Raw genomic sequence first — 25563 nt, 5'->3', positions numbered from 1 at the left:
TATCGGAGCGAGACGGGTTAAAACCACATAACTAAAAAAACTTTGGAAAATTCCAAAGTTTTCATCACCTATTACGGATAAATATAGCCTGATACACCATCAGCCGCTGGATTAAACCATCCACGGAAGTCTGATACATATTGATTACCTGCATAGTTAGACTCAACAACTTTAATTTGTGATCCATTCACTGCAGTTACAACTGCTACGTGACCATAAGGACCTGAAGCCCAAACCGCAACTGCTCCAACTTGTGGAGTAGAACCTGTACGGAAACCTGCGGCAGATGCTGAATACAACCATTGGTTTGCATTTCCCCAGTAATTTCCAACCCAAGGAGCTACTTGTTTCGCACCCCAAGTGCATTGACCAACTGGGTATGTATTATTTGCATCATACGAAATTTGTGGAGTTGCTGCCGCTACTGTTTCTGTGGGAGCTGGCGCTACTGCACTAGCTACCATATTCATTACAACTGGTTGCTGTTGCTGTTGTGCTACTGCTACTTGTTGTGCACGGTAAGCTGCTTGAGCTGCCGCCGCTGCTTGAGCTGCTGCTTCTGCCGCTGCTTTTTCAGCAATCAAGGCTTGTTTCTCATCCTCTGCTGTCGCCTTTTCAGCTGCAAGATTTAACTGTGCTACTTTCAAAGCTGCTTTTTGTGTATTCAATTCTTGAGAAGCATCATCTAACTTTTTCCAATTTGCTTCAACAACATTGATTGCTTCTTGATTTGATTTTTGCTTTTCTACAATTGCTTCTTTATCAGCCTTTTGTTGTCCAAGCATACGATTATTTGCAGCAACAATTTCACGCATTGCATTGATACGAGAAATCGCATCTACAATCGACTTAGAATCCAAAATAGTATTGATATAACTAGTTGCTGAGCCATCCGTCTGTGCACTACGCGCTTGCTTTTTCAAAGCCTCATCACGTGATACAATATCCCCTGCCAACTTTTGAATTTCTGCACTTAATGCTTGTGATTCAGCTTGCAAGCGATCATTTTCAGCAGTCAGACTAGCTTGTTCAGCAATAATCTCATCTACTTTTGCTTGAATCTCATCTACTTGAGCTTGTGCACTTGCCTGTTGATTCGCAATTTCTCTAATTTTATTATCTTGTGCTGCAATCTTACTATCTGTATCATTAGCTTTTACTGCCAATACATTTCCAGCACTCGTTAAGATAACCGTACTGAGCAATAAGGTTGCTAAAAGTTTTTTCTTCATAACGTAGTATAGCTCCTCTGTTCTTTCTGACTATATCATTCTATCAAAAAAATCGCGTAAATATATTACGCGATTATTACATTTTTATGTCTTATTCGTGATATAAACTATTCTCTCAAATAAGGGTTGCACTACCAATAATAAGAAAGAATTAAAGACCAATGTTGGTACTAAGCTATAAAATACAAAAATAAACATTGAGAGATTAGTTACTTCAAACAATCGGGCAAACAAGAAGGCTCCGAACTCCACGACAAAGACGACTACTAGCAACAGAATATGATTCGTTACTCGCTTAAATTTTAAACTCTGATAGAAATAATCAATCACATAGACGACTAAAGGAAATAAAGTAATATAAATTCCTACAACATTTAGATAATAAATATCGTATACCAATCCCAAAATTGTAAACAAAAGAAGATTGACGAATAAAGGAAAATAGCTAACAGTAACTAAAGCTAAAATCAATAAAAGATGACTAGAAATAGCTATAATACCCGGTACTAAATTTGTCAATAAAGTAGATAGTTGCCCATCTAACAAAAAAGAGAATAATAAGATAAAGGGAAATAAAAGCGTCACATATTTTTTCATTTTCCATCACCTACTACGAGTACCGAATAGATATTTGAAAAATTAGCTGTTGGCTCAACGTACAATTCCCGATTCAAATCACTCGTACTTGTTTTTACTGTTCTCACTTTTCCAATTTGAACATTAGAAGGAGTAGCTCCAGCCAAATCACTCGTAACCACATTTGTTCCATTTGGAATTTCAGCAACACTATTTAACTGACTGATAATAAAACTGTTAGAATCTGTATCATAACCCGTCAAAATACCATAAATATCTGATGTACCTGCCGAGATTTTCACAGGAATTTTCGTTACCTTATCTGAATTGGTCAGTAATTTGACATCTGATACTTGGTCATAAATATGTTCAATTGTCCCAATCAAACCGCCATTTGATACAACTAACATATCAGTCGTAAGACCATCTTTTTGACCTAGATTAATGGTCAACTGCGTATTCCAAGCAACAGGTGTCCGAACCGATACCAGCCCAACACGAATATCCTTACTTACATAAGTCCCTGCCATTCCTAGTGTCTGCCGTAAGCTATCATTCTCTTTCTTTATAGTGTCCAATTCCGCCAATTGTCCCTCTAAAGAAGATAGGGACTCCTTTAATTCCTTATTTTCATCATAGGTATCAAGTAATTGATTGACTACATCCCGCTGTTCCGAAATAAAGCGAACTGGTTTTGAAATAAAGTTATTCATATACGCAACCGATGTATGAATACTTTCTGAAAGAAAAGGAATCGATAACCGCTTTTGAACGGTTAGAAACAGCAACGAAAATGAAAGAACAAGCAAGACAGAACTTACAACAATCAACTTAGAAATTTTATTCATTTCCAACCTCATCCATACTCAACACGAATTTACAATACAATAAAACGAGAATATCAATTGATAATCTCGTTAACAACGGAGAATAAGGGATTCGAACCCTTGCGCCAGTTACCCGACCTAACGATTTAGCAAACCGTCCTCTTCAGCCTCTTGAGTAATTCTCCACTTATAAATGGGCACGAGTGGAATCGAACCACCGACCTCACGCTTATCAGGCGTGCGCTCTAACCATCTGAGCTACGCGCCCAAACATGTGTTTGGTATTTGGACAAGAATCCAAAAGCGGGTGACGAGAATCGAACTCGCGACAACAGCTTGGAAGGCTGTAGTTTTACCACTAAACTACACCCGCTTATTATTATGGCGCGAGACGGAATCGAACCGCCGACACATGGAGCTTCAATCCATTGCTCTACCAACTGAGCTACCGAGCCAAATCCACAATCAAATTGCGGGAGCAGGATTTGAACCTACGACCTTCGGGTTATGAGCCCGACGAGCTACCTAGCTGCTCCATCCCGCGTTACTATTATCTAAAAGGAGGATGTGGGATTCGAACCCACGCACGCTTTTACACGCCTGACGGTTTTCAAGACCGTTCCCTTCAGCCGGACTTGGGTAATCCTCCAATATTATGGACCTTGTAGGACTTGAACCTACGACCGCTCGGTTATGAGCCGAGAGCTCTAACCAGCTGAGCTAAAGGTCCAGCACAAACAATAGCGGCGAAGGGGATCGAACCCCCGACCTCCCGGGTATGAACCGGACGCTCTAGCCAGCTGAGCTACACCGCCAAATTAGAAATCGGGAAGACAGGATTCGAACCTGCGACACCTTGGTCCCAAACCAAGTACTCTACCAAGCTGAGCTACTTCCCGCTCCTATCTAAAAATAAATCTCCCCTAATGTTCCATTAAGCGAGCGATGCACCCTAGAGGAGTCGAACCTCTAACCGCCTGATTCGTAGTCAGGTACTCTATCCAGTTGAGCTAAGGGTGCCTATCTTTGAATGCCGAGGACCGGAATCGAACCGGTACGATGTTGCCATCGCAGGATTTTAAGTCCTGTGCGTCTGCCAGTTCCGCCACCCCGGCCTCTTCAAGCGAACGACGGGATTCGAACCCGCGACCCCCACCTTGGCAAGGTGGTGTTCTACCACTGAACTACGTTCGCATTTATCCCTCTATGCCGGCTACATGACTTGAACACGCGACCCTCTGATTACAAATCAGATGCTCTACCAACTGAGCTAAGCCGGCCTATTTTCCTATTTATGCGGGTTAAGGGACTTGAACCCCCACGCCCGAAAGCGCCAGATCCTAAATCTGGTGCGTCTGCCAATTCCGCCAAACCCGCAATGACCCGTGCTGGGCTCGAACCAGCGACCCTTTGATTAAAAGTCAAATGCTCTACCAACTGAGCTAACGAGTCGATTTATTAATCGCTATCGTATCATAAGGATACAAACTTCAATCAATCTATTACATTAATTGAACGGTCCCGACGGGAATCGAACCCGCGATCTTCGCCGTGACAGGGCGACGTGATAACCGCTACACTACGGGACCTTCCTACGTTTTATAACGTATGGGAGTTAACGGGATCGAACCGCTGACCCTCTGCTTGTAAGGCAGATGCTCTCCCAGCTGAGCTAAACTCCCTTGATGTGAGGAGAGTATCTCTCCTCCGTTGCTAAGCGACTACCATATCTCACAGGGGGCAACCCCCAACTACTTCCGGCGTTCTAGGGCTTAACTGCTGTGTTCGGCATGGGTACAGGTGTATCTCCTAGGCTATCGTCACTTAACTATCTTGAGTATACGCGAGGTTTCCCTCTTTGTCAACTCAAAATTGAATATCTACTCTTCTTTAACAAGTTCTTCACCTCTTCCACTGTGATTCTCGTTGAATTTTACCTATCTAGGATAAGTCCTCGAGCGATTAGTATTGGTCCGCTCCATTGCTCACACAACTTCCACTCCCAACCTATCTACCTGATCTTCTCTCAGGGCTCTTACTAACTTAACGTTATGGGAAATCTCATCTTGAGGTGGGTTTCACACTTAGATGCTTTCAGCGTTTATCCCTTCCCTACATAGCTACCCAGCGATGCCTCTGGCGAGACAACTGGTACACCAGCGGTAAGTCCACTCTGGTCCTCTCGTACTAGGAGCAGATCCTCTCAAATTTCCTACGCCCGCGACGGATAGGGACCGAACTGTCTCACGACGTTCTGAACCCAGCTCGCGTGCCGCTTTAATGGGCGAACAGCCCAACCCTTGGGACCGACTACAGCCCCAGGATGCGACGAGCCGACATCGAGGTGCCAAACCTCCCCGTCGATGTGAACTCTTGGGGGAGATAAGCCTGTTATCCCCAGGGTAGCTTTTATCCGTTGAGCGATGGCCCTTCCATACGGAACCACCGGATCACTAAGCCCGACTTTCGTCCCTGCTCGAGTTGTTGCTCTCGCAGTCAAGCTCCCTTATACCTTTACACTCTTCGATTGATTTCCAACCAATCTGAGGGAACCTTTGGGCGCCTCCGTTACCTTTTAGGAGGCGACCGCCCCAGTCAAACTGCCCGTCAGACACTGTCTCCGATAGGGATCACCTATCCGGGTTAGAGTGGCCATAACACAAGGGTAGTATCCCAACAACGCCTCCTTCGAAACTGACGTCCCGATCTCTTAGGCTCCTACCTATCCTGTACATGTGGTACAGACACTCAATATCAAACTGCAGTAAAGCTCCATGGGGTCTTTCCGTCCTGTCGCGGGTAACCTGCATCTTCACAGGTACTAAAATTTCACCGAGTCTCTCGTTGAGACAGTGCCCAAATCATTACGCCTTTCGTGCGGGTCGGAACTTACCCGACAAGGAATTTCGCTACCTTAGGACCGTTATAGTTACGGCCGCCGTTTACTGGGGCTTCAATTCAGATCTTCGCGTTACCGCTAAACCCTCCTCTTAACCTTCCAGCACCGGGCAGGCGTCACCCCCTATACATCATCTTACGATTTAGCAGAGAGCTGTGTTTTTGATAAACAGTTGCTTGGGCCTATTCACTGCGGCTCAGTCTAGCTGAGCACCCCTTCTCCCGAAGTTACGGGGTCATTTTGCCGAGTTCCTTAACGAGAGTTCTCTCGCTCACCTGAGGCTACTCGCCTCGACTACCTGTGTCGGTTTGCGGTACGGGTAGAGTATGATACATCGCTAGAAGCTTTTCTTGGCAGTGTGACATCACTCACTTCGCTACTAATCTTCGCTCCCCATCACAGCTCAACGTTACAGGTATAAGCATTTGACTCATACCACGCCTCACTGATTAGCCGGACTCTTCCAATCGTCCGGTTGAGTTAGCCTACTGCGTCCCTCCATCACTTCATACTCTAGTACAGGAATATCAACCTGTTGGCCATCGGATACACCTTTCGGTCTCTCCTTAGGTCCCGACTAACCCAGGGCGGACGAGCCTTCCCCTGGAAACCTTAGTCTTACGGTGGATGGGATTCTCACCCATCTTTCGCTACTCATACCGGCATTCTCACTTCTATGCGTTCCAGCGCTCCTCACGGTACACCTTCTCCACACATAGAACGCTCTCCTACCATACCTATAAATAGGTATCCACAGCTTCGGTAAATTGTTTTAGCCCCGGTACATTTTCGGCGCAGGGTCACTCGACTAGTGAGCTATTACGCACTCTTTGAATGAATAGCTGCTTCTAAGCTAACATCCTAGTTGTCTGTGCAACCCCACATCCTTTTCCACTTAACAATTATTTTGGGACCTTAGCTGGTGGTCTGGGCTGTTTCCCTTTCGACTACGGATCTTAGCACTCGCAGTCTGACTGCCGATTATATCTCGTTGGCATTCGGAGTTTATCTGAGATTGGTAATCCGAGATGGACCCCTCACCCAAACAGTGCTCTACCTCCAAGAGACTTAACATCGACGCTAGCCCTAAAGCTATTTCGGAGAGAACCAGCTATCTCCAAGTTCGTTTGGAATTTCTCCGCTACCCACAAGTCATCCAAGCACTTTTCAACGTGCCCTGGTTCGGTCCTCCAGTGCGTTTTACCGCACCTTCAACCTGCTCATGGGTAGGTCACATGGTTTCGGGTCTATAACATGATACTAATTCGCCCTATTCAGACTCGGTTTCCCTGCGGCTCCGTCTCTTCAACTTAACCTCGCATCATATCATAACTCGCCGGTTCATTCTACAAAAGGCACGCTCTCACCCATTAACGGGCTCGAACTTGTTGTAGGCACACGGTTTCAGGTTCTATTTCACTCCCCTCCCGGGGTGCTTTTCACCTTTCCCTCACGGTACTGGTTCACTATCGGTCACTAGGGAGTATTTAGGGTTGGGAGATGGTCCTCCCAGATTCCGACGGGATTTCGCGTGTCCCGCCGTACTCAGGATTCTGCTAGGTACAGATTCTGTTTCGAATACGAGGCTCTTACTCTCTTTGGCTCCCCTTCCCAGAGGATTCTTCTACAAATTCTGAGTCCACATTGCAGTCCTACAACCCCGAAGAGTAAACTCTTCGGTTTGCCCTCCTGCCGTTTCGCTCGCCGCTACTAAGGCAATCGCTTTTGCTTTCTCTTCCTGCAGCTACTTAGATGTTTCAGTTCACTGCGTCTTCCTTCGCATGACCTTAACAGTCATGGATAACATGCATTACATGTTGGGTTCCCCCATTCGGACATCCCTGGATCAATGCTTACTTACAGCTCCCCAAGGCATTTCGTCGTTAGTCACGTCCTTCTTCGGCTCCTAGTGCCAAGGCATCCACCGTGCGCCCTTATTAACTTAACCTTATTTAACCTAATTCTTTCAAATTAGAAAACTCATTAATTCACAGCGTTTTCGGTTTATTTTCTTGTTACTATTTGATATAGATATTCAATTTTCAATGGACAATTCCTACAATCACATCCAGTGACTGTATGGAGCCTAGCGGGATCGAACCGCTGACCTCCTGCGTGCAAAGCAGGCGCTCTCCCAGCTGAGCTAAGGCCCCACAAGACCTCTCAAAATTAAAGAAGACTACGTACAGAGTTCCGTTTCCTTAGAAAGGAGGTGATCCAGCCGCACCTTCCGATACGGCTACCTTGTTACGACTTCACCCCAATCATCTATCCCACCTTAGGCGGCTGGCTCCTTTCGGTTACCTCACCGACTTCGGGTGTTACAAACTCTCGTGGTGTGACGGGCGGTGTGTACAAGGCCCGGGAACGTATTCACCGCGGCGTGCTGATCCGCGATTACTAGCGATTCCGACTTCATGTAGGCGAGTTGCAGCCTACAATCCGAACTGAGACTGGCTTTAAGAGATTAGCTTGTCGTCACCGACTTGCGACTCGTTGTACCAGCCATTGTAGCACGTGTGTAGCCCAGGTCATAAGGGGCATGATGATTTGACGTCATCCCCACCTTCCTCCGGTTTATTACCGGCAGTCTCGCTAGAGTGCCCAACTTAATGATGGCAACTAACAATAGGGGTTGCGCTCGTTGCGGGACTTAACCCAACATCTCACGACACGAGCTGACGACAACCATGCACCACCTGTCACCAGTGTTCCGAAGAAAAATCCTATCTCTAGGACGGTCACTGGGATGTCAAGACCTGGTAAGGTTCTTCGCGTTGCTTCGAATTAAACCACATGCTCCACCGCTTGTGCGGGCCCCCGTCAATTCCTTTGAGTTTCAACCTTGCGGTCGTACTCCCCAGGCGGAGTGCTTAATGCGTTAGCTACGGCACTGAGTCCCGGAAAGGACCCAACACCTAGCACTCATCGTTTACGGCGTGGACTACCAGGGTATCTAATCCTGTTCGCTCCCCACGCTTTCGAGACTCAGCGTCAGTTACAGACCAGAGAGCCGCTTTCGCCACCGGTGTTCCTCCATATATCTACGCATTTCACCGCTACACATGGAATTCCACTCCCCCCTTCTGCACTCAAGTTCGACAGTTTCAAAAGCATACTATGGTTAAGCCACAGCCTTTTACTTCTGACTTATCAAACCGCCTGCTCTCGCTTTACGCCCAATAAATCCGGACAACGCTCGGGACCTACGTATTACCGCGGCTGCTGGCACGTAGTTAGCCGTCCCTTTCTGGTAAGTTACCGTCACTTAGCGGATTTTCCACTCCCGCTAACGTTCTTCTCTTACAACAGAGCTTTACGATCCGAAAACCTTCTTCACTCACGCGGCGTTGCTCGGTCAGGGTTCCCCCCATTGCCGAAGATTCCCTACTGCTGCCTCCCGTAGGAGTCTGGGCCGTGTCTCAGTCCCAGTGTGGCCGATCACCCTCTCAGGTCGGCTATGTATCGTCGCCTTGGTGAGCCGTTACCTCACCAACTAGCTAATACAACGCAGGTCCATCTAGTAGTGGTGCACTTGCACCTTTCAAATACTTACCATGCAGTAAGTACTATTATGCGGTATTAGCTATCGTTTCCAATAGTTATCCCCCGCTACCAGGCAGGTTACCTACGCGTTACTCACCCGTTCGCAACTCCTCCGCTCGGTGCAAGCACCAAGCTTCAGCGTTCTACTTGCATGTATTAGGCACGCCGCCAGCGTTCGTCCTGAGCCAGGATCAAACTCTCATCAAAAGTTTGAGTCTTCACTCATTCTGTTCATCTGACAGATTTATGTTCTTTTTGTTCATTGACGGTTTATGTCTCCATAAACCACCCTGCACGTTTGGTTCGTCTTCTTTAATTTTCAAAGGTCTTGTTTGCCGCTCTCTCAAGCGACAACTATATCAGTATATCACTTCTTGTTCCTCTTGTCAACACCTTTTTGAAACTTTTTTATCTTTTTTCAATTTTTTCTTTTCGGCAAGAGGGACACTATATACCTATCGCTGTTTTTTCAGCTAATCTAATATACTATATTCTATACCTGATTGTCAAGGGGATAAAAAGAAAGACTGAAGAAAAATTCTATACAACATAGACTTCCTCTCCAATCTTTTTTAAATTTTATTTCGTATCTTGCATTTTTTCTTTGATTTCATCATATGAAAGTGGACGAACATCTTCATTTTCTTGGTGCTCTGAATCGGTAGGCATTTGGCCAGTTTCATAAAGCGATTTAATTTGGACACTATCCAATGTTTCATATTTCAGTAAAGCTTCCGCAATCAATTTATGAGTTTCTCTATTTGCTTGAATGATTTCAGCTGCTTTATCACGCGCTTCATTTAATAATGTACGAACTTCATTATCTAATTCATAAGCTGTTTGTTCAGAGATATGTTTCGGTGTAGTATAACCACCAAACATAGCATGATTTCCTTCATACTGCATTGGTCCCATCTTGTCACTCATTCCATATTCTGCTACCATGGCACGAGCCATTTGAGTTGCTTGCTCAAAATCATTTGAAGCCCCTGTTGTCTGAGCATTAAATATAATTTCTTCTGCTACACGACCACCCATAAGACCTGCCAACTGCTCTTTCATATCTTCTTTAGATAACAGCATTTGGTCCTCTTTTGGCAAGGCTATCATATAACCACCAGCACGTCCACGAGGAACAATAGTTACCTTATGTACCTCACGCGCATTTGAAAGAACAAGTCCAACAATGGTGTGTCCAGCTTCATGATATGCAACCATCTCACGCTCACGTTTTGAAATCTGACGGTCTTTCTTAGATGGTCCTGCAATGACACGATCTTCTGCTTCATCGATATCAGACGCATCAATAACAGATTTGTTTTGACGTGCTGCAACGAGAGCTGCCTCATTTAATACATTTTCTAAATCAGCCCCTACAAAACCTGGTGTTTGTTGTGCTACTAATTTCAAGTCAACATCATCCGCCAATGGTTTATTTTTGGCATGGACTTTCAAAATAGCTTCACGACCTTTGACATCTGGCCTTCCAACTAATACTTTGCGGTCAAAACGTCCAGGTCGAAGAAGGGCTGGATCTAATACATCACTACGGTTAGTTGCCGCAATAACAATGATACCTTCGTTACCAGCAAATCCATCCATTTCAATCAACAATTGGTTAAGAGTCTGTTCACGTTCATCGTTTCCACCACCCATACCAACTCCACGTTGGCGGCCAACAGCATCAATTTCATCAATAAAAATAATAGCTGGTGCTGCTTTTTTAGCATCTTCAAAGAGAGAACGAACACGGCTAGCACCCACTCCGACAAACATTTCTACAAAGTCAGAGCCAGAAATACTAAAGAACGGGACACCTGCTTCTCCAGCAACAGCTTTTGCAAGTAATGTTTTACCAGTTCCTGGAGGTCCCTCAAGTAGGACACCTGCAGGAATCCGTGCACCTAATTTTGTAAAGCGTTTTGGATCTTTTAAAAACTCAACAACTTCTACTAATTCTTGCTTTTCTTCCTCTGCTCCAGCTACATCTGAAAAACGCACTTTAACATTACTTTTTTCCAATGCCTTCGCTTTATTCCGACCAAAGTTCATGGCGCCACGAGCGCCACCGCCACCTTGATTCATCATCATGACGAAAAAGACACCGAAAATAATAAGTGGGAAAATATTGATTAAAATATTTAACCATAGGCTATTGGAGCTTTCTGGTTTAACGGTCACTTTTACATCATGGTCGCTAGCTAGGGATTGTAAATCAGCCAATGTAGAATCAGCTGCTAATATAGTAGAAGTAAACTTACTATAACTTACCTTGTCAGAAATCTGGAATAGTTTAATAGACTCTGCCGCTTTGCTCTCACTAACTCTCGCATTCTTATAGGTTCCAGATACTTCTACTATGCTACCATTTGGCTGATACGTAATATCTGTAACATTTCCCTCTTTTAACTCTTTTACAACTTGTGAATAGCTGATTTCATGGGATGAAATTTGGTTACCAGCTTTTAAAAACTGGTAACCTGTCAGAATGGTAGCAATTAATAATATAATGAGAAAAGGATTTCGGATTAATCCTTTATTGTGTTTATTTTTCATAAATACTATAGTAACCTTTTTCTATTTTGAGTAAACTTCCTCTTTTAAGACTCCTACATAAGGAATATTGCGGTAGTTTTCATCATAATCTAGACCGAATCCTACAACAAATTCATTTGGGATTGTAAAGCAAGTATAGTCTGGTTCAATTTCAACTACGCGACCTTCTGGTTTATCAAGTAATGTCACAATTTTAATAGAAGCTGCTTGGCGCAAAGCAAACAATTCCTTCAATTCTTTCAGTGTGCGTCCTGTATCAATAATATCTTCAATGAACAAAACATCACGACCTGCAACATTTGTATCTAAATCCTTAATGATTTTGACAGTACCACTGCTCTCAGTACCTCCATGATAACTAGATACAACCATGAAGTCCATTTCAATATGAGTGTCAATATGTTTCACAAGTTCTGCCATAAAAGGAATAGAACCTTTTAAAATACCAACCAATAAAGGATTTTTTCCAGCATATTCTTCTGTTAAAATCTTTCCCAATTCCTTGCTTTTAGCAACAATTTCTTCTTCTGAAATAAGGATCTTTTTGATATCTTTTTCCAACATATTCCATTCACTCTTTCATTTTTATATATAATGTAGCTTTGATTATATCATTTTTTAATGATTTACTCAAATCACTGATAGCCATATTGGCAATTCCATAGATTTTTCCATCTTGTTCAATCAAAACAGCTTCATCTCGTACTTTTTTTGGTACTTTTTCATCAATAAAGTAGCGACGAATTTTCTTATGAAGGGAGTTAAGTAAAATTCTATCTCCTGCTCTTCTCCCTCGCAAAATAACAGGCTTATTCGCTTGAAGATATAGAATCTGTGTAGCTTGCTCTAACGGTTTATTCAATGAAAAAATGAACGATCCATATTGAAAAACACCTTCTGATTCTATCACGTATTGTTCTGCTTGCCTATCCGTCTTAGGTTGTATTTTTGTAATAGCAAAATGCTGATAATCCTTTACCAAGTAATAATCTCCTTTTAGATGATGATGATAGTTCGCCTTGGTTTCAAGAATTGTCAATAGTTGTTCAAATTGATTGCGTGTCAACTGGAGTTCTGGAAATTGTTCCACATACTGTTGCAGTAAGATATAGCGAACAGCTTGCGATTGTGCTTGAAATACTGTCACATCGGTAATGTCGATAGGACGAGTTAATTCTATAACAGCTTGATAGAGTATTTCTGCTTCTCTTCCAAGATTGAGTAGGGTATGGGTAAACTGAGGGTTTTCTTTTTCCAACATCGGAATATAATCATTACGGACGCGATTTCGTAGATAAATAGGAGAACTGTTACTCCTATCTTCCATATGTTCCACTTCCAACAATTCTTCTTTCTTGAAAGATAGCAAGGGACGAATCAATTCTCCTGTCGCAAATGGTTGAACCGATTTTATCCCAGACATATGCATAAAACGACTACCTCGAATCAAGCGCATAAAAATCGTTTCTGCTTGGTCACCGGCATGATGAGCTGTTACCAAAGCTGTATACTGATAATCTCTCATGATAGTGGCAAAAAACTCATATCGCATTTTACGAGCTGCTTCTTCAGAAAATTTTCCCTCAAAATAAGAAACATGAAAAGGAAGTCCTCTCTTCTCTGCCCAATTTTTTACAAAAACTTCTTCTGCAATGGATTCGGATCGCTGCTGATGATTGACATGAGCAATTCCAATTCGTATGCCAAGAAATGCCTGGTATTTATAAAGAATATGAGCGAGATTCATCGAATCATTTCCGCCTGAAACAGCAATGAGAACAGACTCATGTTTATCAAAAAAGTGACCTTCTTGCGTCACTTTTAAAAATTTTTCTTCCATTATTTTAAAATTCCATATACATCATTTGCAATCTGTGAAATAATATCATAACCTAATTGATCCGTAAAAATAGACAGAATAAAAGGCTCTTTTGCATAGACAACAGCTACATCATGTTTAAAATCATAGGCATCACCAATTTTATGGGCAACCTTAACATCTATATCACGTGCAATCCGTTGGTCATCAAAATTAGTAGCAGACAAACTTTCAAGTACATAACCATTCTGACGGTAAATAGCCTCCATCATTAGTCCTGCCATTTCAGCCGAAGCCATTCGTGATACCATATCCCATTTTTGACCAACAATTCTAGTTGCTTCTTGATAAAAGCGTTTGTCAAATTTATCTGCTACATAATAACCTAGTAAGTTACTCGCTACATTATCTGATTCTTTTGCAGTTCGATTAATCAAATCATCCATTCGATACTGCTGATTATCTGGTGTTTTATTGATTGAGCCACTTCCTTCAGACTCATATGCACCATCAAAATCTTCTGTCTCCTTGACATACTTTACAGTATCTGTCAATTTTATTTTTTCTTCATCTAGTTTTACTTGAGTATAGTAAAGAGTAGGAAGTTTTGTTACACTTGCAGCATACATCATTGTATCCTGATTGACACCTGCTGTTTCTCCTGTTGACAACTTCTTGACATAGACAGCTATATTTTTAGAAGAATATTTGGTTGTCAACAAATCCTGAACAGCCTCGATACGATTATCTGTTTCGGATAAATCATTGATGTTAACCCAGCCTTTAGAATTAATCTTGGCAAAGAATCCCAAATGAGTTTCAGCAATTTCTGACACAGTTACTTCTTGATAAGGTTTTAAATCAAGAGTTAGTTTTTTAGCTTGGTTAGCAATAGGACTGGAATAAACAGTAAAATTTTTCTTAGTCCAGACTTTTTCTGAAAGAACCGTACGATGTAAGACAATATCATCATATATACTTGTCTGATCAGCAACCACATAACTCTTATCTTTTAATTGAAAGACCAATTGATTTTGATCATTAACCTCAACACTTGTAATTGAAAAAGATTGGTTTGGCTTAATTTTTTTGAAAGGAACTGTCAACTCTTTGTCAAGGTAGCTGTCAACTTCTTCATATACATTTGGATTGGTTGGAACAGTTTGAAAATCGCTACTATACTCTTTATAATTCAACTGATAGTTCATTTGATTCGATAATTCAAATGGAATTTCGGTACTTCCAACTGATGTAGCTGCAAATAAGATTGGACTAATGAGCCATAATAACTGTTTTTTCATGTTCCCTCCTTTCCTATTATTTTGTTTCGTTCTTTTCTATTTTTAAGGTTTGATTTTTCTCAGCTAATTCTTCTAATTTTTCATCAGAATAGGCCAAGAATTTTTCAACAATGTCTACAATCGTTTCTGTCATCGTGGTAATAATCCTGGAATATTATAGATAAATTCCCCGTCCTTTGAATATTGAATTTTTGCTCGAATATATTTTGCAACATATTCCTCATCTTCTAATTTTTTTACCAATGAAGATTCCATTTTTTGCTGTCTGGCTAATTCCTTGTATCGGTCTTCTAATTCAATCAACTGTGCTTCACGTTTTTGAAGGGTTTGATAGCTAGCAACTAAATTATAAGTCGGTAAAACAAAGAGAAAAACAACCAAAATCAGAATAGACCCCATAAATCGATTCTTTTGCTTTTTTTCTTGCCGATAACGTTGACTTTTTTGCAATTCTTCCTGAATATAGTGATTATTAATTTGGAGAATATTCGATTTTTTCATCTGCCTCAATCCTTGTTTCGCTGATGATTTCATACATCTTCAGTGCATCTTCTTTCTTGGTGCTATCTTTCATTTCAAGCACCTTGACAACCAGCAATTTATTTCCAAAACGAATGTCAATTTGGTCATTTTCTTTTAAGTCTGTCGATGATTTAGCCAAAATGCCATTGACCTTTATTCTTCCCTTATCCGCTACTTCTTTTGCCACTGTACGGCGTTTGATGATACGGGAAACTTTTAAATACTTATCTAACCTCATTTTTTCACCTCATTTCTTTATTGTATCACTTTTTAATTACTTTTAACACTTTAGGAGTTTTTTCGAGCCTTAATTTCTAGCATTTTTTCAGCAAAATGCACGAGCTCCTCGATAATTTGATAATCTTTCTTCTTATCTGATAAAAAGACTAATTCTACACGGCCCATATTTTCAGAAATACGAGCTTTTAACTTGGTCGCAGAAAGTGCCTCAAAATAATCTTGCATTAGGAAAATTTGACCCGATATTTCTTCAAATGTTACGATAATTTGCTCTTGTTTTCTTTCCACTTTTTGAGCAAATAGTTGATCGAAATAAGATTTTAATAAGCCAATTTCCAAAAGATAGGCAACTACATCTGGATATTCTCCGAATCGATCAATCAATTCATCCTGTAATTCTTCATAATCCACACGATTTTCAAGTTGCTTAATGCGCTTATAAATTTCAATTTTTTGACGTTGGTCTGTAATATACTCGCTTGGCAAATAAGCATCAATCGATAAATTAAGTTCCGTATTACTTTTTTCCCGTCTAGCTTGTTTTCCTTGCTTTTCCAAAATAGCATTTTCTAACAATTGAGAATAGAGTTCATATCCAACTGAATCAATAAAACCACTTTGCGCAGCTCCTAAGATATTGCCAGCACCTCGAATAGATAAATCTTGCATGGCAATTTTAAAACCAGACCCTAACTCGGTAAATCCTTTTATGGCTTCCAATCTCTTTTCTGCAACTTCTGTCAAATTTTTATCTGGACGATACATTAAATAGGCATAGGCAATACGATTTGAACGACCAACACGTCCTCTTAATTGATACAAGGTTGACAGTCCCATGTGATCTGCATTTTCAATAAATAGGGTATTGGCATTTGGAATATCAACCCCTGTTTCAATAATAGTGGTTGTCACTAACACATCATATTCCCCTTCAATAAAGGATAGGAGCGTATTTTCCAGTTGAATCTCTGACATTTGCCCATGAACAAAACCAATTGTTGCTTCTGGTACCAAATCTCTCAATTCAGACACTTTTTGTTCAATAGTGTCAACTTTATTGTAAAGATAGTAAACTTGTCCACCTCTATCCATCTCTCGTAAAATAGCATCGCGAATAATCGTTGGATTTGTTTCTAAAACATAAGTTTGAACAGGATAGCGATTTGTCGGTGGTGTTTCAATAACAGATAAATCGCGAATTCCCAACATAGACATCTGCAATGTTCTTGGAATAGGCGTTGCTGTTAATGTCAGAACATCAATTTTACTTTTCAATTCTTTCAAGCGTTCTTTATGCTTTACTCCAAAACGCTGCTCTTCATCAATGACTAAAAGCCCCAAATCAGCAAATTCAACATCTTTTGACAATAAGCGGTGGGTTCCAATCAAAATATCTACTTGACCTTTTTTGAGTTTTTCAAGTGTCGCTTCTTGCTCAGCCTTGGTCTTAAAACGGCTCATCACATCAATATTAACGGGAAACTCTGCAAAACGACTTTGGAAATTCGCAAAATGTTGCTGAGCTAAAACTGTTGTCGGAACTAAAATAGCAACTTGTTTACCATCATTGACTGCTTTAAAGGCAGCACGCATGGCAACTTCTGTTTTACCAAAACCAACATCTCCTACCAATAGACGATCCATTGGAGATGATTTTTCCATATCTTTTTTGATTTCTTGTATGGAACGAAGTTGGTCTTCTGTTTCAACATAAGTGAAATGCTGGTCAAACTCGACTTGATTTTCATCATCAGGTGAGAAAGCAAAGCCTTTTAATTGACTACGCTCTGCATAAAGACGAATCAAATCATCCGCAATATCTTCAACCTGTTTTACTACCTTCTGCTTGGTTCGTTGGAAACGACCATCATTTAATTTATTGAGTTTGGGTGTTTTACCATCTGAAGCAAGATACTTGGACAATACATCAATTTGTTCAACTGGTAGGGAAATACGATCATTGTTCTGGTATTGAATACTCAAATAATCGCGATGAATTCCCGATATTTCAATTGTTTCAATTCCAAGGTATTGCCCAACACCGTGAACAGAGTGGACTACATAATCGCCTACAGACAATTCACTATAATCCTTTAATCGTTCGGCATTTGAAATCGTATTCCGACGGGCTTTTCGTTTAATCTTTTTATGAAAAATTTCATGCTCAGTAATCAAGGCAATCTTCTCATCTAAGAAATGAAAGCCCGTTGATAACTGACCAATGGTAATTTGCTGCTGACCTATTTTTATAGCATTAGGCTCAACAAAAGGCAATTCAATCTCATATTCCTGTAATGTTTTTTGTAAACGTTGTAAAGAAGAATATGACTCTGTTTGAAGAATAACCGTATGTGAAGACTTAGCATAGTGTCTCAATTCGTCTTGCAATAACGGAATTTGATTGAAGAACTCCTGCATGGAATGTTGATTAAATTGATAAATTGCATCAAATGTGAGATTGCCTAATCCTTTTTGAAAGACAGAAAAGTAGGTTGCAGGTTTGTATTTTCTAAAAGATGAGTAGGTAGATCCAAAATAATGTAACGTTGACAGAGACTTGTTATTTTGTAAATCTTGTGTCAATAGTTCTGCAACTTCTACATCAAATTGAGCATGTCGATCAGCTATTTTATGAAAATCATCAAAAAATACTGGTGTGTGTCTAGGAAGATAATCGAGTAAAGTCCATTCTTTTTCATAGAAATAAGATAGAAATTTCCGACTATCTGGATGACGGTAGGTCTGTCTGACATCTGCCAAGACCTCCTCTATATAAGAAATCTGTTCTTGTTGCTGTAGTTTCTGTAAACTATCTGTCAATTTTTTTTCAGCACGCAAAAAATCTTCTGAAGAAAAAATCATATCAGAAGCTGGTGTGATAAACAATTCTTCAATTGTTTCAATTGACAATTGACTCTCAGTATCAAACTGACGCATACCGTCAATCTCATCACCAAAAAATTCCAAACGATAGGGATGTTCTTGACCCATTTCAAAAATATCAAGAATGTCTCCACGTTGACTAAATTCACCTTGGGATAAGACACGAGAAACTTTTTTATAGCCGATTTCTTGTAATTTCTTTACAAGTTTGTCAACTTCACATTCTTCTCCTATTGCTAATTGAATCCTAGCTTGTTGATAAGACAAAGGATTAGGCAATAGAATACGGCAGGCAGCCATACTAGCTACAATAATCCCTGATTTCTTTCTATCTAGAAGAAAGTTCAGACTGTCTAATCGAGCCTTTGTGCGGTCATTAGAGGCAAAAACAAATTCAGCTACAGGATTGTCATCTGTAAAGAAGTTGTAAACAAAATCACTTCCCAAGATATTTATTAATTCTTGAGTTAGTTTCTCAGCTTCATTCTGAGTTGGTGTTACAATCAAACATTTTTCATCCATTACATCAAATACTGATGCCATGACGAGGGCCTTCATCGTTCCTGAAAGTCCCATGATGAGCTGACGCTTTGATTGATATAAACCTGCTTGCCACTTGTCAATTTGCCTATTGCGATTGACTAATTCAATGATATTCATCTTAATTGTTATACCTTCTCATTATCTTTTCTGCATCGTTTTCTTGTAAATAAAAGTTTACAAAGGTATCCAGTTTTTCTAAGCTTAAGTCAATCTGAATTCGGTCATCTGTGTCAAATGAAGACAGGACATGATGAACCACTGTCATGCCAGCCTTTGGTCTTCCAATCCCAATTTTTATACGATCAAATTCTTGACTGCCAATGTGCTTAATGATACTTTTTATCCCATTATGCCCGCCTGCTGAGCCTTTTTGACGAAACCGTACTTTGCCAACAGCCATGTCTAAATCATCATAGATGACCAATAAATCCTCTATTTCTAATCCATAATAGGCTAACAAGGCATGAACAGCCTTACCAGATTCATTCATAAAGGTCGTCGGCTTAACGAGATAGATTTTTTCACCATTTATAAAGGTTGAAGCAATCTCTGCCTGAAAAATCTTATCATGACTAAAGGTCACATTTTCTTTCTTTGCAATCCGGTCAATAAACATAAAACCAACATTATGCTTGGTATTCTCATAACGATCTCCTGGATTTCCTAAGCCTACAATTAATTTGGTCATGATTTCTCCTCTTCACATACTATTTTAAGCGAAAAAAGAAGAAGGAGGGAACAAATTATCCCAGCCTCTTCACTATTCTGTATTCGTTACACATTAAAGCGGAATTCCATAATGTCACCATCTTGGACAATGTATTCTTTTCCTTCCTCACGAAGACGTCCTGCTTCTTTAACAGCTTTTTCACTACCATAGGTCATCAAATCATCATAAGACATGGTTACCGCACGGATAAAGCCTTTTTCAAAGTCTGAATGGATGATACCAGCAGCTTGTGGTGCTTTAATGCCACGTTTAAAGGTCCAAGCACGCACTTCCTTTTCGCCTGCTGTAAAGTAGGTTCCTAGACCTAGCAAATGATAGGCAGCTCGTGTTAATTTATCAACACCTGATTCCGTTAAGCCCATTGCTTCTAAAAATTCAGCCTTATCTGCTTCATCAAGTTCAGAAATTTCTTCTTCTGCACGCGCCGAAATAACGACAACTTCTGCATTTTCTGTCGCTGCAAACTCACGAATTTGCTTCACGTAGTCAATATTATCTGGATCTGCTACTTCATCTTCGCTAACATTTGCCACATAAAGAACTGGTTTTGTCGTTAAAAGGAATAAGCCTTTCACAACCTTTTGCTCTTCTTCTGTGAAATCAATGGTTCGAGCAGATTTACCATCTTCTAAAACTGGTTTGATTTTTTGTAAAACAGTAAATTCTGCCACTGAATCCTTATCTTTTTGCGTACGGGCCATTTTTTCCACACGCGCATAGCGTTTGTTGACACTCTCTAAATCTGCCAAGATCAATTCTAAATTGATTGTTTCAATATCGGCCATTGGATCTACAAAAGCAGACTCACGCCCTTGTTCCCGCATGACATTTTCATCATCAAATGCACGAACAACATGGACAATCGCATCTACCTCACGGATATTGGCCAAGAATTTATTTCCAAGACCTTCCCCCTTAGAAGCCCCTTTTACAATTCCTGCAATATCTGTAAATTCAAAAGTTGTTGGGACTGTCTTTTTAGGAGTAATCAGTTCTGTTAATTTCTGCAAGCGCTCATCTGGTACTTCTACCATTCCGACATTGGGATCAATGGTCGCAAAGGGATAGTTTGCTGCTTCTGCTCCTGCCTTTGTAATCGCATTAAATAGGGTTGATTTTCCAACATTTGGCAAGCCAACGATACCTGCTGTTAAAGCCATTTCTTATTCTCCATTCAAAAATTTCAATCAAGATTATTATAGCAGAAAAATTTGAAAAAAGCTTGCTAAATGAAGAGAAATTCAACTACCACACAACACTTTTAAACTAGTTTGAAAAATAGCGAACCCATGCTACTACGAAAAAAAAATACAACTAGAATGCCAATGAGCATCCAAGTTTCGCTTTTGCCACTTCTGAACTTGCTTTACTCACATCAATCCCAAATACTGTACGCATGATACTACCTCTTTATCTTGTTTGATCCCTTGTTTTAGTGATGTCATTTTCAATACTCGACGTTTAGCGTCCCACATACTTTGATAACATTCTCCCTAAAACAGATGTCTTGCCAGTTTTTATTACGACGTCTAGCGTCAAAAGACCCCACGACTTAACAAGACACCTCTACTTTAACATAAAGAAAAAGTAGTGAGCACTCTCTCCCGTCGGAGATTTTCTCACTACTAATCTTAGTATGTTTTTTTACATTTTTTGTCCACTAGAGCTTGCAAAATGTTGCAAAAATTGCTTAAAATCAGACTTTCTACGGTTGCAAGACTTTCTTCATCTTGTATTCAAAATCATGACGACTCATCATAACGAGATGATCGCAGTTGGTGCAACGAATTTTAATATCTGCTCCTACGCGCATGACTTCCCAGGCATTTGCTTTTTTACCAGTTGATTTGATGACACAAGCATGTGGCTTTCTCATTTCAACGATACTTCCTAATTCGTACATCTTTATTCCTTTCCAAGATAATAATAACGTGTTTGACAGCTAATGGTCAGCTGTTGAATCGTCTGTAATTCTCCGTCTACCTGAGTAACTATTTCATGAGGTAATGTCAATTTGATAGTTTCTGCTGTGACATGATGCAACACAGAAGAGGTCTTGTGACGTTTTAAAATCAATTCTAACAAGGCCTTGATACGCTGGAAAATCGAAGGTGCTGAAACATAGACAAGATCCATTTGTGGCTTTGTAATATGAGCATCTGGCCAAATCATAATCCCACCACCAAAGTAAGTGTTGTTTGCAATAGAAAGAAAAAAGAGATGCTCCAATTCCATCTTTTGATGATTGACTTCAATACAAGCTGACAATTGGGAAGAATTAAATAAACCAAGAACCCCAAAGAAAATATAGGTCAACTTTCCGATTTTTAGCCGATTAAAGCATTTTTTTAAGGCTGTTTTTTCAGAATGTGCAATAACACGGGCAGGATAGCCAATATCCAAACTATTGATGACCACTCCTTCTGGCATACTTAACACACAAACTGATACAGGTGGAGTTGTCAGTATTGTCTCCATCACTTGCTGCCACGACCGAATGCCAACAGCACGCGCAAAATCATTTCCTGATCCAGTAGGAAAGTAGGCAAAAGGAAGCTCTTGTGGCCAAACAGACAACACTTTCGATAAAGTTCCATCTCCACCTAAAATCAAGAAACGGTCCTGTTCTTTCCGAAAAACGGATAAAATCGCTTCTACTTGTGCATATTCATCATTTTTACTCGTTGTAACATAACTTTCTATCCGCACTTGTGGATAAGTTCTTCGAATGTCTTTCACGATTGTAAAAGCCTGACCATTTCCGGCATGAGGATTTGCTAAAATATATACAATCATATCTCTAATCGTTTTCATTTTTACCCTAGTATAACATAAAAGGCACTGGGAAAAAAGTCATAATTCCAGCGATATCAACTTTCTTCATTTTGTTACAAGATATGAGGAAGTAAAGGAAACTAGTAACTATCTTGTTTTTGTAATATTAGATATTACTAGTCACTCCCCTAACTGTTGATTAGATTATCCTGTCAATCACATACTATGTCATTCTGCTTTTTACGAAATTTGATAAAAGCTGTACTTTTTATACAAAAAATCCCTTACTAAAAATAGTATCTTAGTAAGAGATTTGTGATGTTTTGCGTTGTTTTGTTGGTGAGGGTGCATCTTGTCCCACTCCCTTTTTCATTAATTGGTCCGTACTGGTGTAATCAATTGGATAAAATCAAGCTCATTCGAATTTGGTACCAGCGTAAATGGACGAACTGGAGAAATAAAGCTAATCTTAATTTGTTCGCTATTAGCCGCTTTTAAAGCATCGATGAGATAGGTCGGATTAAAGCTAATCACCAAATCTTCCCCTGTCACTTCAAGTGTGTCCAATTCTTCATTAACTCGACCAACTTCTGGCGAATAAACATGGGCTGATACTTGTCCTTCTACGATTTCTAATTTTACAGTACCATTTTGGGTAGCATTTGATAGCAAACGAGCCCGCTCCATTGCTTGACGTAATTTAGCTGTATCAAAAATTGCTGTTGTATTGAATTCTGTTGGAATTAAACGATCAGTATCTGGGTAAGTTCCTTCAAGTAGACGAGTATAGAAACTAATATGCTCACTTCTAAAGAGCATTTGATTATTAGAGAAGAACACCTCTACAGTTTCAATATCATCTGTAAAAACAGTCACAAATTCACGTAAAGAGCGACTTGGAATGACAACGTTAAAGTTATCCCCAGCTTTGTCCAAAATCAATTTTCGTTGACTCATCCGATGAGAATCTGTTGCTACTGTTTTGAGAGAATGATTTTCTGTTAAAACAAAGTGAACACCTGTTAAAATAGGGCGACTTTCTTGTGTCGAAGCAGCAAAAGCTGTTTCATTAATGGTTTCTTTCAGAACACTTGTTTTTAAAGTAAGAGGTTTAGCAGTCGATACTTCCTGCAAACGAGGATAGTGTTCTGCTTCTTTTCCTTTTAGAGTAATTTCTGACTTCCCACTTGTTAAGACAACTTGTTGCTGCTCGATTTCACGTACTTCTAAGACAATATCTGGTAAACTAGATACTACGTTAATAAAGAAAGACGCTTCTAGCAAGATTGATCCTGGGGAAGAAATTAATAAACCAGCATTTTCATCTTGAATGGATATAAAGTTTTCAATGGAAATCTGTCCGTTTGAACCTGTTAGGGTAATTCCTTCTGCTGATACTTCTATTTTTACAGTAGATAAAATAGGAATGGCATTTTTACTACTGATAGCTCTTTTTGTAATGGTTAAGGCTTGTAAAAATACAGTTTTATTAATAGAAAATTGAATCATGGATTCTCCTTTATTTATAAATTATAAGGTTAGTAGTAATAGTAGGCTCTGTGTATTCTGTGGAAAATAGGAGGCTAGTGCCTGTTTTCTAAGAAAATCATATGTGTATAGATTGTGGAAAACTGTGGATGTTTTCTTTCAGTTATCCTCAGTGACGAATTTTGTTTTTTATAGTGGTCAGTTCAATTTCGAGATTTTTATCATCTATCAACATATTTTTGATTTTATTATGCGCGTGCATCACCGTTGTATGATCTCGTTTACCAAATTCTTTGCCAATTTTTGGTAAGGAATTATCGGTCATTTCTCGTGCGAGATACATAGCAACCTGTCTAGCATGGACGATATGTTGGACACGTTTGGCTCCCTTAATTTCCTTGAGGCTAATCCCATAAAAATTTCCAACCTCTTGTTGAATGGTTTCAATCGCAATGACAGTATTAGTAGGACTTGTCTGTTTTCGAGCACGAATGGCTTCTGCTGCAACATCAACAGTAATTTCGGTTAGTTGTTTGAGGTTTGCTAAAAGATGAACATCCTTTAAGGCGCCTTCTAAATCACGGACATTGGAATCAAATTGACCAGCCAAATAAGAAAGGGTATCGTCTGTAAAGTCGTAGGGATAATCTTCACATTTATTACGCAAAATGGCAATTCGTGTCTCCAAATCTGGCGGTGTAATATCAGAAGTTGTTCCCCACTTAAAACGTGTCACAAGCCGTTCCTCGAGATTATCTAAATAGTCAGGACTACGGTCACTTGTTAAGACAATCTGTTTGTTTTTTCCATAAAGTGCTTCAAAGGTATGGAAGAATTCTTCCTGAGTCGATGCCTTATTTCGTAGAAATTGAACATCATCAATTAGTAGGACATCTAAATTACGATAAATTTTCTTAAAGTTTTCCATATCGTTCAAGCGAAGATGTTCTAAAAAATCGTTGATGAAGGTCTCGGTTGAAACATATTTAATACGAGCATGAGGATTATTTCCCAGTATCCAATTCCCAATCGCATTCAAGAGGTGTGTCTTTCCTAAACCAGGGCCACCATAGATAAAGAGAGGATTATATAAACTTCCAGGATTATCAGCGACCGCTAAAGCTCCTGCTTTAGCCATTTGATTATTGTCTCCTTGGACAAAATTTTCAAAGGTATATTGCGGTTTGATGTCTGGATGAAGGGGTTGTTGTGACTTCTGTTGCATGACTGATTGTAGCTGCTCTATTGGTTCGCTAACGACTTCTCTTTCAGGAGTATCATGAGTAAATTGATAATCAATAGAAATCTGGCTATCAAAAATTTCAAATCCTGCAGTGATAAGAATATCTTTTAGATTTTGATCCCAGAAAAGTTGTTTGTAAGGACTATCTAAGAAGATTTGTGCTCGATTGGAGGAGATGCTGAGTAATTGAGCATTTTCTACGTAAAAATCATATGCTCCTTGATTGAGCTTATTCTTAGCTAGTTGCAATACCCGACTCCAAAATACTTGCTGTTTGTTCATAGTTTCCTCCTCTCTTTCTGTTTGATTTGTTTTATTAGTGTATCATAAAATGGGAAAGTTTTCCACAAGTTAACTATTTTTTCCACACCTTTATATTACTT

General features: G+C 40.0%; 17 protein-coding genes, 18 tRNA genes and 3 rRNA genes. All 38 read right to left on the bottom strand.

What is annotated here, in order from left to right:
• Positions 1-71: 71 nt before the first annotated feature.
• Positions 72-1232, bottom strand: coding sequence for a peptidoglycan hydrolase PcsB (gene pcsB / locus J5M87_RS00190; protein WP_154609136.1), 1161 nt, complete (start codon positions 1230-1232; stop codon positions 72-74).
• A gap of 84 nt (positions 1233-1316) precedes the next feature.
• The gene (gene mreD, locus J5M87_RS00185) at positions 1317-1829 is read right to left on the bottom strand and encodes a rod shape-determining protein MreD (protein WP_154609135.1); all 513 of its coding nucleotides are present in this window, start codon (positions 1827-1829) and stop codon (positions 1317-1319) included.
• Positions 1826-2656, bottom strand: coding sequence for a rod shape-determining protein MreC (mreC, locus tag J5M87_RS00180; RefSeq protein ID WP_154609134.1), 831 nt, complete (start codon positions 2654-2656; stop codon positions 1826-1828). The genes mreD and mreC overlap by 4 nt, the downstream gene beginning before the upstream one ends.
• A gap of 76 nt (positions 2657-2732) precedes the next feature.
• Positions 2733-2820, bottom strand: a tRNA-Ser gene (locus J5M87_RS00175).
• A 9-nt stretch (positions 2821-2829) separates the two neighbouring features.
• A tRNA-Ile gene (locus J5M87_RS00170) sits at positions 2830-2903 on the bottom strand.
• Between the two features lie 34 nt (positions 2904-2937).
• A tRNA-Gly gene (locus tag J5M87_RS00165) sits at positions 2938-3008 on the bottom strand.
• Positions 3009-3017: 9 nt separating this feature from the next.
• Positions 3018-3090 (bottom strand) — tRNA-Phe (locus J5M87_RS00160).
• Positions 3091-3105: 15 nt separating this feature from the next.
• Positions 3106-3179 (bottom strand) — tRNA-Met (locus tag J5M87_RS00155).
• Positions 3180-3194: 15 nt separating this feature from the next.
• A tRNA-Ser gene (locus J5M87_RS00150) sits at positions 3195-3284 on the bottom strand.
• 7 nt (positions 3285-3291) lie between these two features.
• Positions 3292-3365: transfer RNA gene (locus J5M87_RS00145), tRNA-Ile, on the bottom strand.
• A gap of 11 nt (positions 3366-3376) precedes the next feature.
• A tRNA-Met gene (locus J5M87_RS00140) sits at positions 3377-3450 on the bottom strand.
• A 10-nt stretch (positions 3451-3460) separates the two neighbouring features.
• Positions 3461-3534, bottom strand: a tRNA-Pro gene (locus J5M87_RS00135).
• Between the two features lie 47 nt (positions 3535-3581).
• Positions 3582-3655: transfer RNA gene (locus J5M87_RS00130), tRNA-Arg, on the bottom strand.
• Positions 3656-3666: 11 nt separating this feature from the next.
• Positions 3667-3750, bottom strand: a tRNA-Leu gene (locus tag J5M87_RS00125).
• Positions 3751-3757: 7 nt separating this feature from the next.
• Positions 3758-3829 (bottom strand) — tRNA-Gly (locus J5M87_RS00120).
• A gap of 13 nt (positions 3830-3842) precedes the next feature.
• A tRNA-Thr gene (locus J5M87_RS00115) sits at positions 3843-3915 on the bottom strand.
• Positions 3916-3930: 15 nt separating this feature from the next.
• A tRNA-Leu gene (locus J5M87_RS00110) sits at positions 3931-4012 on the bottom strand.
• Positions 4013-4014: 2 nt separating this feature from the next.
• Positions 4015-4087, bottom strand: a tRNA-Lys gene (locus J5M87_RS00105).
• A 64-nt stretch (positions 4088-4151) separates the two neighbouring features.
• Positions 4152-4224: transfer RNA gene (locus tag J5M87_RS00100), tRNA-Asp, on the bottom strand.
• 20 nt (positions 4225-4244) lie between these two features.
• Positions 4245-4317: transfer RNA gene (locus J5M87_RS00095), tRNA-Val, on the bottom strand.
• Positions 4318-4347: 30 nt separating this feature from the next.
• Positions 4348-4463: ribosomal RNA gene (rrf, locus tag J5M87_RS00090) — 5S ribosomal RNA — on the bottom strand.
• A 114-nt stretch (positions 4464-4577) separates the two neighbouring features.
• Positions 4578-7482, bottom strand: a 23S ribosomal RNA gene (locus tag J5M87_RS00085).
• Positions 7483-7614: 132 nt separating this feature from the next.
• Positions 7615-7687 (bottom strand) — tRNA-Ala (locus J5M87_RS00080).
• A 52-nt stretch (positions 7688-7739) separates the two neighbouring features.
• Positions 7740-9287 (bottom strand): 16S ribosomal RNA (locus J5M87_RS00075).
• The 16S, 23S and 5S rRNA genes sit together here with 18 tRNA genes alongside, the layout of an rRNA operon.
• Before the next feature lie 372 nt (positions 9288-9659).
• Positions 9660-11636 carry an ATP-dependent zinc metalloprotease FtsH gene (gene ftsH, locus J5M87_RS00070; protein WP_154607670.1) on the bottom strand — a complete coding sequence of 659 codons (1977 nt, stop codon included), beginning with the start codon at positions 11634-11636 and terminating at the stop codon, positions 9660-9662.
• A 21-nt stretch (positions 11637-11657) separates the two neighbouring features.
• On the bottom strand, positions 11658-12200 hold the full coding sequence (hpt, locus tag J5M87_RS00065) for a hypoxanthine phosphoribosyltransferase (protein WP_154607669.1): 543 nt from the start codon (positions 12198-12200) through the stop codon (positions 11658-11660).
• Positions 12201-12207: 7 nt separating this feature from the next.
• A complete protein-coding gene (gene tilS / locus J5M87_RS00060) occupies positions 12208-13476 on the bottom strand; it encodes a tRNA lysidine(34) synthetase TilS (protein ID WP_154607668.1) in 1269 nt (422 codons plus the stop codon).
• Positions 13476-14756, bottom strand: a complete 1281-nt coding sequence (locus J5M87_RS00055) for a serine hydrolase (RefSeq protein ID WP_154607667.1) — start codon at positions 14754-14756, stop codon at positions 13476-13478. Before J5M87_RS00055 ends, tilS begins: the two co-directional genes overlap by 1 nt.
• Positions 14757-14772: 16 nt before the next feature.
• Positions 14773-14889: an SP_0009 family protein gene (locus J5M87_RS09845; RefSeq protein ID WP_258232197.1), complete on the bottom strand. Its 117-nt coding sequence runs from the start codon at positions 14887-14889 to the stop codon at positions 14773-14775.
• Positions 14886-15257, bottom strand: coding sequence for an FtsB family cell division protein (locus J5M87_RS00050; protein WP_154607666.1), 372 nt, complete (start codon positions 15255-15257; stop codon positions 14886-14888). Before J5M87_RS00050 ends, J5M87_RS09845 begins: the two co-directional genes overlap by 4 nt.
• The gene (locus J5M87_RS00045; RefSeq protein WP_154607665.1) at positions 15229-15516 is read right to left on the bottom strand and encodes an RNA-binding S4 domain-containing protein; all 288 of its coding nucleotides are present in this window, start codon (positions 15514-15516) and stop codon (positions 15229-15231) included. The genes J5M87_RS00050 and J5M87_RS00045 overlap by 29 nt, the downstream gene beginning before the upstream one ends.
• Positions 15517-15566: 50 nt before the next feature.
• On the bottom strand, positions 15567-19061 hold the full coding sequence (gene mfd, locus J5M87_RS00040) for a transcription-repair coupling factor (protein WP_154607664.1): 3495 nt from the start codon (positions 19059-19061) through the stop codon (positions 15567-15569).
• Between the two features lies 1 nt (position 19062).
• Positions 19063-19632 carry an aminoacyl-tRNA hydrolase gene (pth, locus tag J5M87_RS00035; protein WP_154607663.1) on the bottom strand — a complete coding sequence of 190 codons (570 nt, stop codon included), beginning with the start codon at positions 19630-19632 and terminating at the stop codon, positions 19063-19065.
• Positions 19633-19718: 86 nt separating this feature from the next.
• On the bottom strand, positions 19719-20834 hold the full coding sequence (gene ychF / locus J5M87_RS00030; protein ID WP_154607662.1) for a redox-regulated ATPase YchF: 1116 nt from the start codon (positions 20832-20834) through the stop codon (positions 19719-19721).
• A gap of 545 nt (positions 20835-21379) precedes the next feature.
• Positions 21380-21577: a DUF951 domain-containing protein gene (locus J5M87_RS00020; protein WP_154607661.1), complete on the bottom strand. Its 198-nt coding sequence runs from the start codon at positions 21575-21577 to the stop codon at positions 21380-21382.
• Between the two features lie 2 nt (positions 21578-21579).
• Positions 21580-22488, bottom strand: a complete 909-nt coding sequence (locus J5M87_RS00015) for a diacylglycerol/lipid kinase family protein (RefSeq protein ID WP_154607660.1) — start codon at positions 22486-22488, stop codon at positions 21580-21582.
• A gap of 333 nt (positions 22489-22821) precedes the next feature.
• On the bottom strand, positions 22822-23958 hold the full coding sequence (gene dnaN / locus J5M87_RS00010) for a DNA polymerase III subunit beta (RefSeq protein ID WP_154607659.1): 1137 nt from the start codon (positions 23956-23958) through the stop codon (positions 22822-22824).
• A 148-nt stretch (positions 23959-24106) separates the two neighbouring features.
• Positions 24107-25462: a chromosomal replication initiator protein DnaA gene (gene dnaA, locus J5M87_RS00005; RefSeq protein ID WP_154607658.1), complete on the bottom strand. Its 1356-nt coding sequence runs from the start codon at positions 25460-25462 to the stop codon at positions 24107-24109.
• Positions 25463-25563: the final 101 nt, after the last annotated feature.

The sequence above is a fragment of the Streptococcus sp. zg-86 genome, assembly GCF_017639855.1.
GTDB lineage: Bacteria > Bacillota > Bacilli > Lactobacillales > Streptococcaceae > Streptococcus > Streptococcus zhangguiae.
Note: the sequence above shows the minus strand (reverse complement) of the source record. Positions and strands in the feature narration are given on the sequence as shown.

Coding starts and splice junctions, on each gene's coding strand:
- pcsB (WP_154609136.1), bottom strand. CDS start 1,232: ATGAAGAAAAAACTTTTAGCAACCTTATTGCTCAGTACGGTTATCTTA.
- mreD (WP_154609135.1), bottom strand. CDS start 1,829: ATGAAAAAATATGTGACGCTTTTATTTCCCTTTATCTTATTATTCTCT.
- mreC (WP_154609134.1), bottom strand. CDS start 2,656: ATGAATAAAATTTCTAAGTTGATTGTTGTAAGTTCTGTCTTGCTTGTT.
- ftsH (WP_154607670.1), bottom strand. CDS start 11,636: ATGAAAAATAAACACAATAAAGGATTAATCCGAAATCCTTTTCTCATT.
- hpt (WP_154607669.1), bottom strand. CDS start 12,200: ATGTTGGAAAAAGATATCAAAAAGATCCTTATTTCAGAAGAAGAAATT.
- tilS (WP_154607668.1), bottom strand. CDS start 13,476: ATGGAAGAAAAATTTTTAAAAGTGACGCAAGAAGGTCACTTTTTTGAT.
- J5M87_RS00055 (WP_154607667.1), bottom strand. CDS start 14,756: ATGAAAAAACAGTTATTATGGCTCATTAGTCCAATCTTATTTGCAGCT.
- J5M87_RS09845 (WP_258232197.1), bottom strand. CDS start 14,889: ATGACAGAAACGATTGTAGACATTGTTGAAAAATTCTTGGCCTATTCT.
- J5M87_RS00050 (WP_154607666.1), bottom strand. CDS start 15,257: ATGAAAAAATCGAATATTCTCCAAATTAATAATCACTATATTCAGGAA.
- J5M87_RS00045 (WP_154607665.1), bottom strand. CDS start 15,516: ATGAGGTTAGATAAGTATTTAAAAGTTTCCCGTATCATCAAACGCCGT.
- mfd (WP_154607664.1), bottom strand. CDS start 19,061: ATGAATATCATTGAATTAGTCAATCGCAATAGGCAAATTGACAAGTGG.
- pth (WP_154607663.1), bottom strand. CDS start 19,632: ATGACCAAATTAATTGTAGGCTTAGGAAATCCAGGAGATCGTTATGAG.
- ychF (WP_154607662.1), bottom strand. CDS start 20,834: ATGGCTTTAACAGCAGGTATCGTTGGCTTGCCAAATGTTGGAAAATCA.
- J5M87_RS00020 (WP_154607661.1), bottom strand. CDS start 21,577: ATGTACGAATTAGGAAGTATCGTTGAAATGAGAAAGCCACATGCTTGT.
- J5M87_RS00015 (WP_154607660.1), bottom strand. CDS start 22,488: ATGAAAACGATTAGAGATATGATTGTATATATTTTAGCAAATCCTCAT.
- dnaN (WP_154607659.1), bottom strand. CDS start 23,958: ATGATTCAATTTTCTATTAATAAAACTGTATTTTTACAAGCCTTAACC.
- dnaA (WP_154607658.1), bottom strand. CDS start 25,462: ATGAACAAACAGCAAGTATTTTGGAGTCGGGTATTGCAACTAGCTAAG.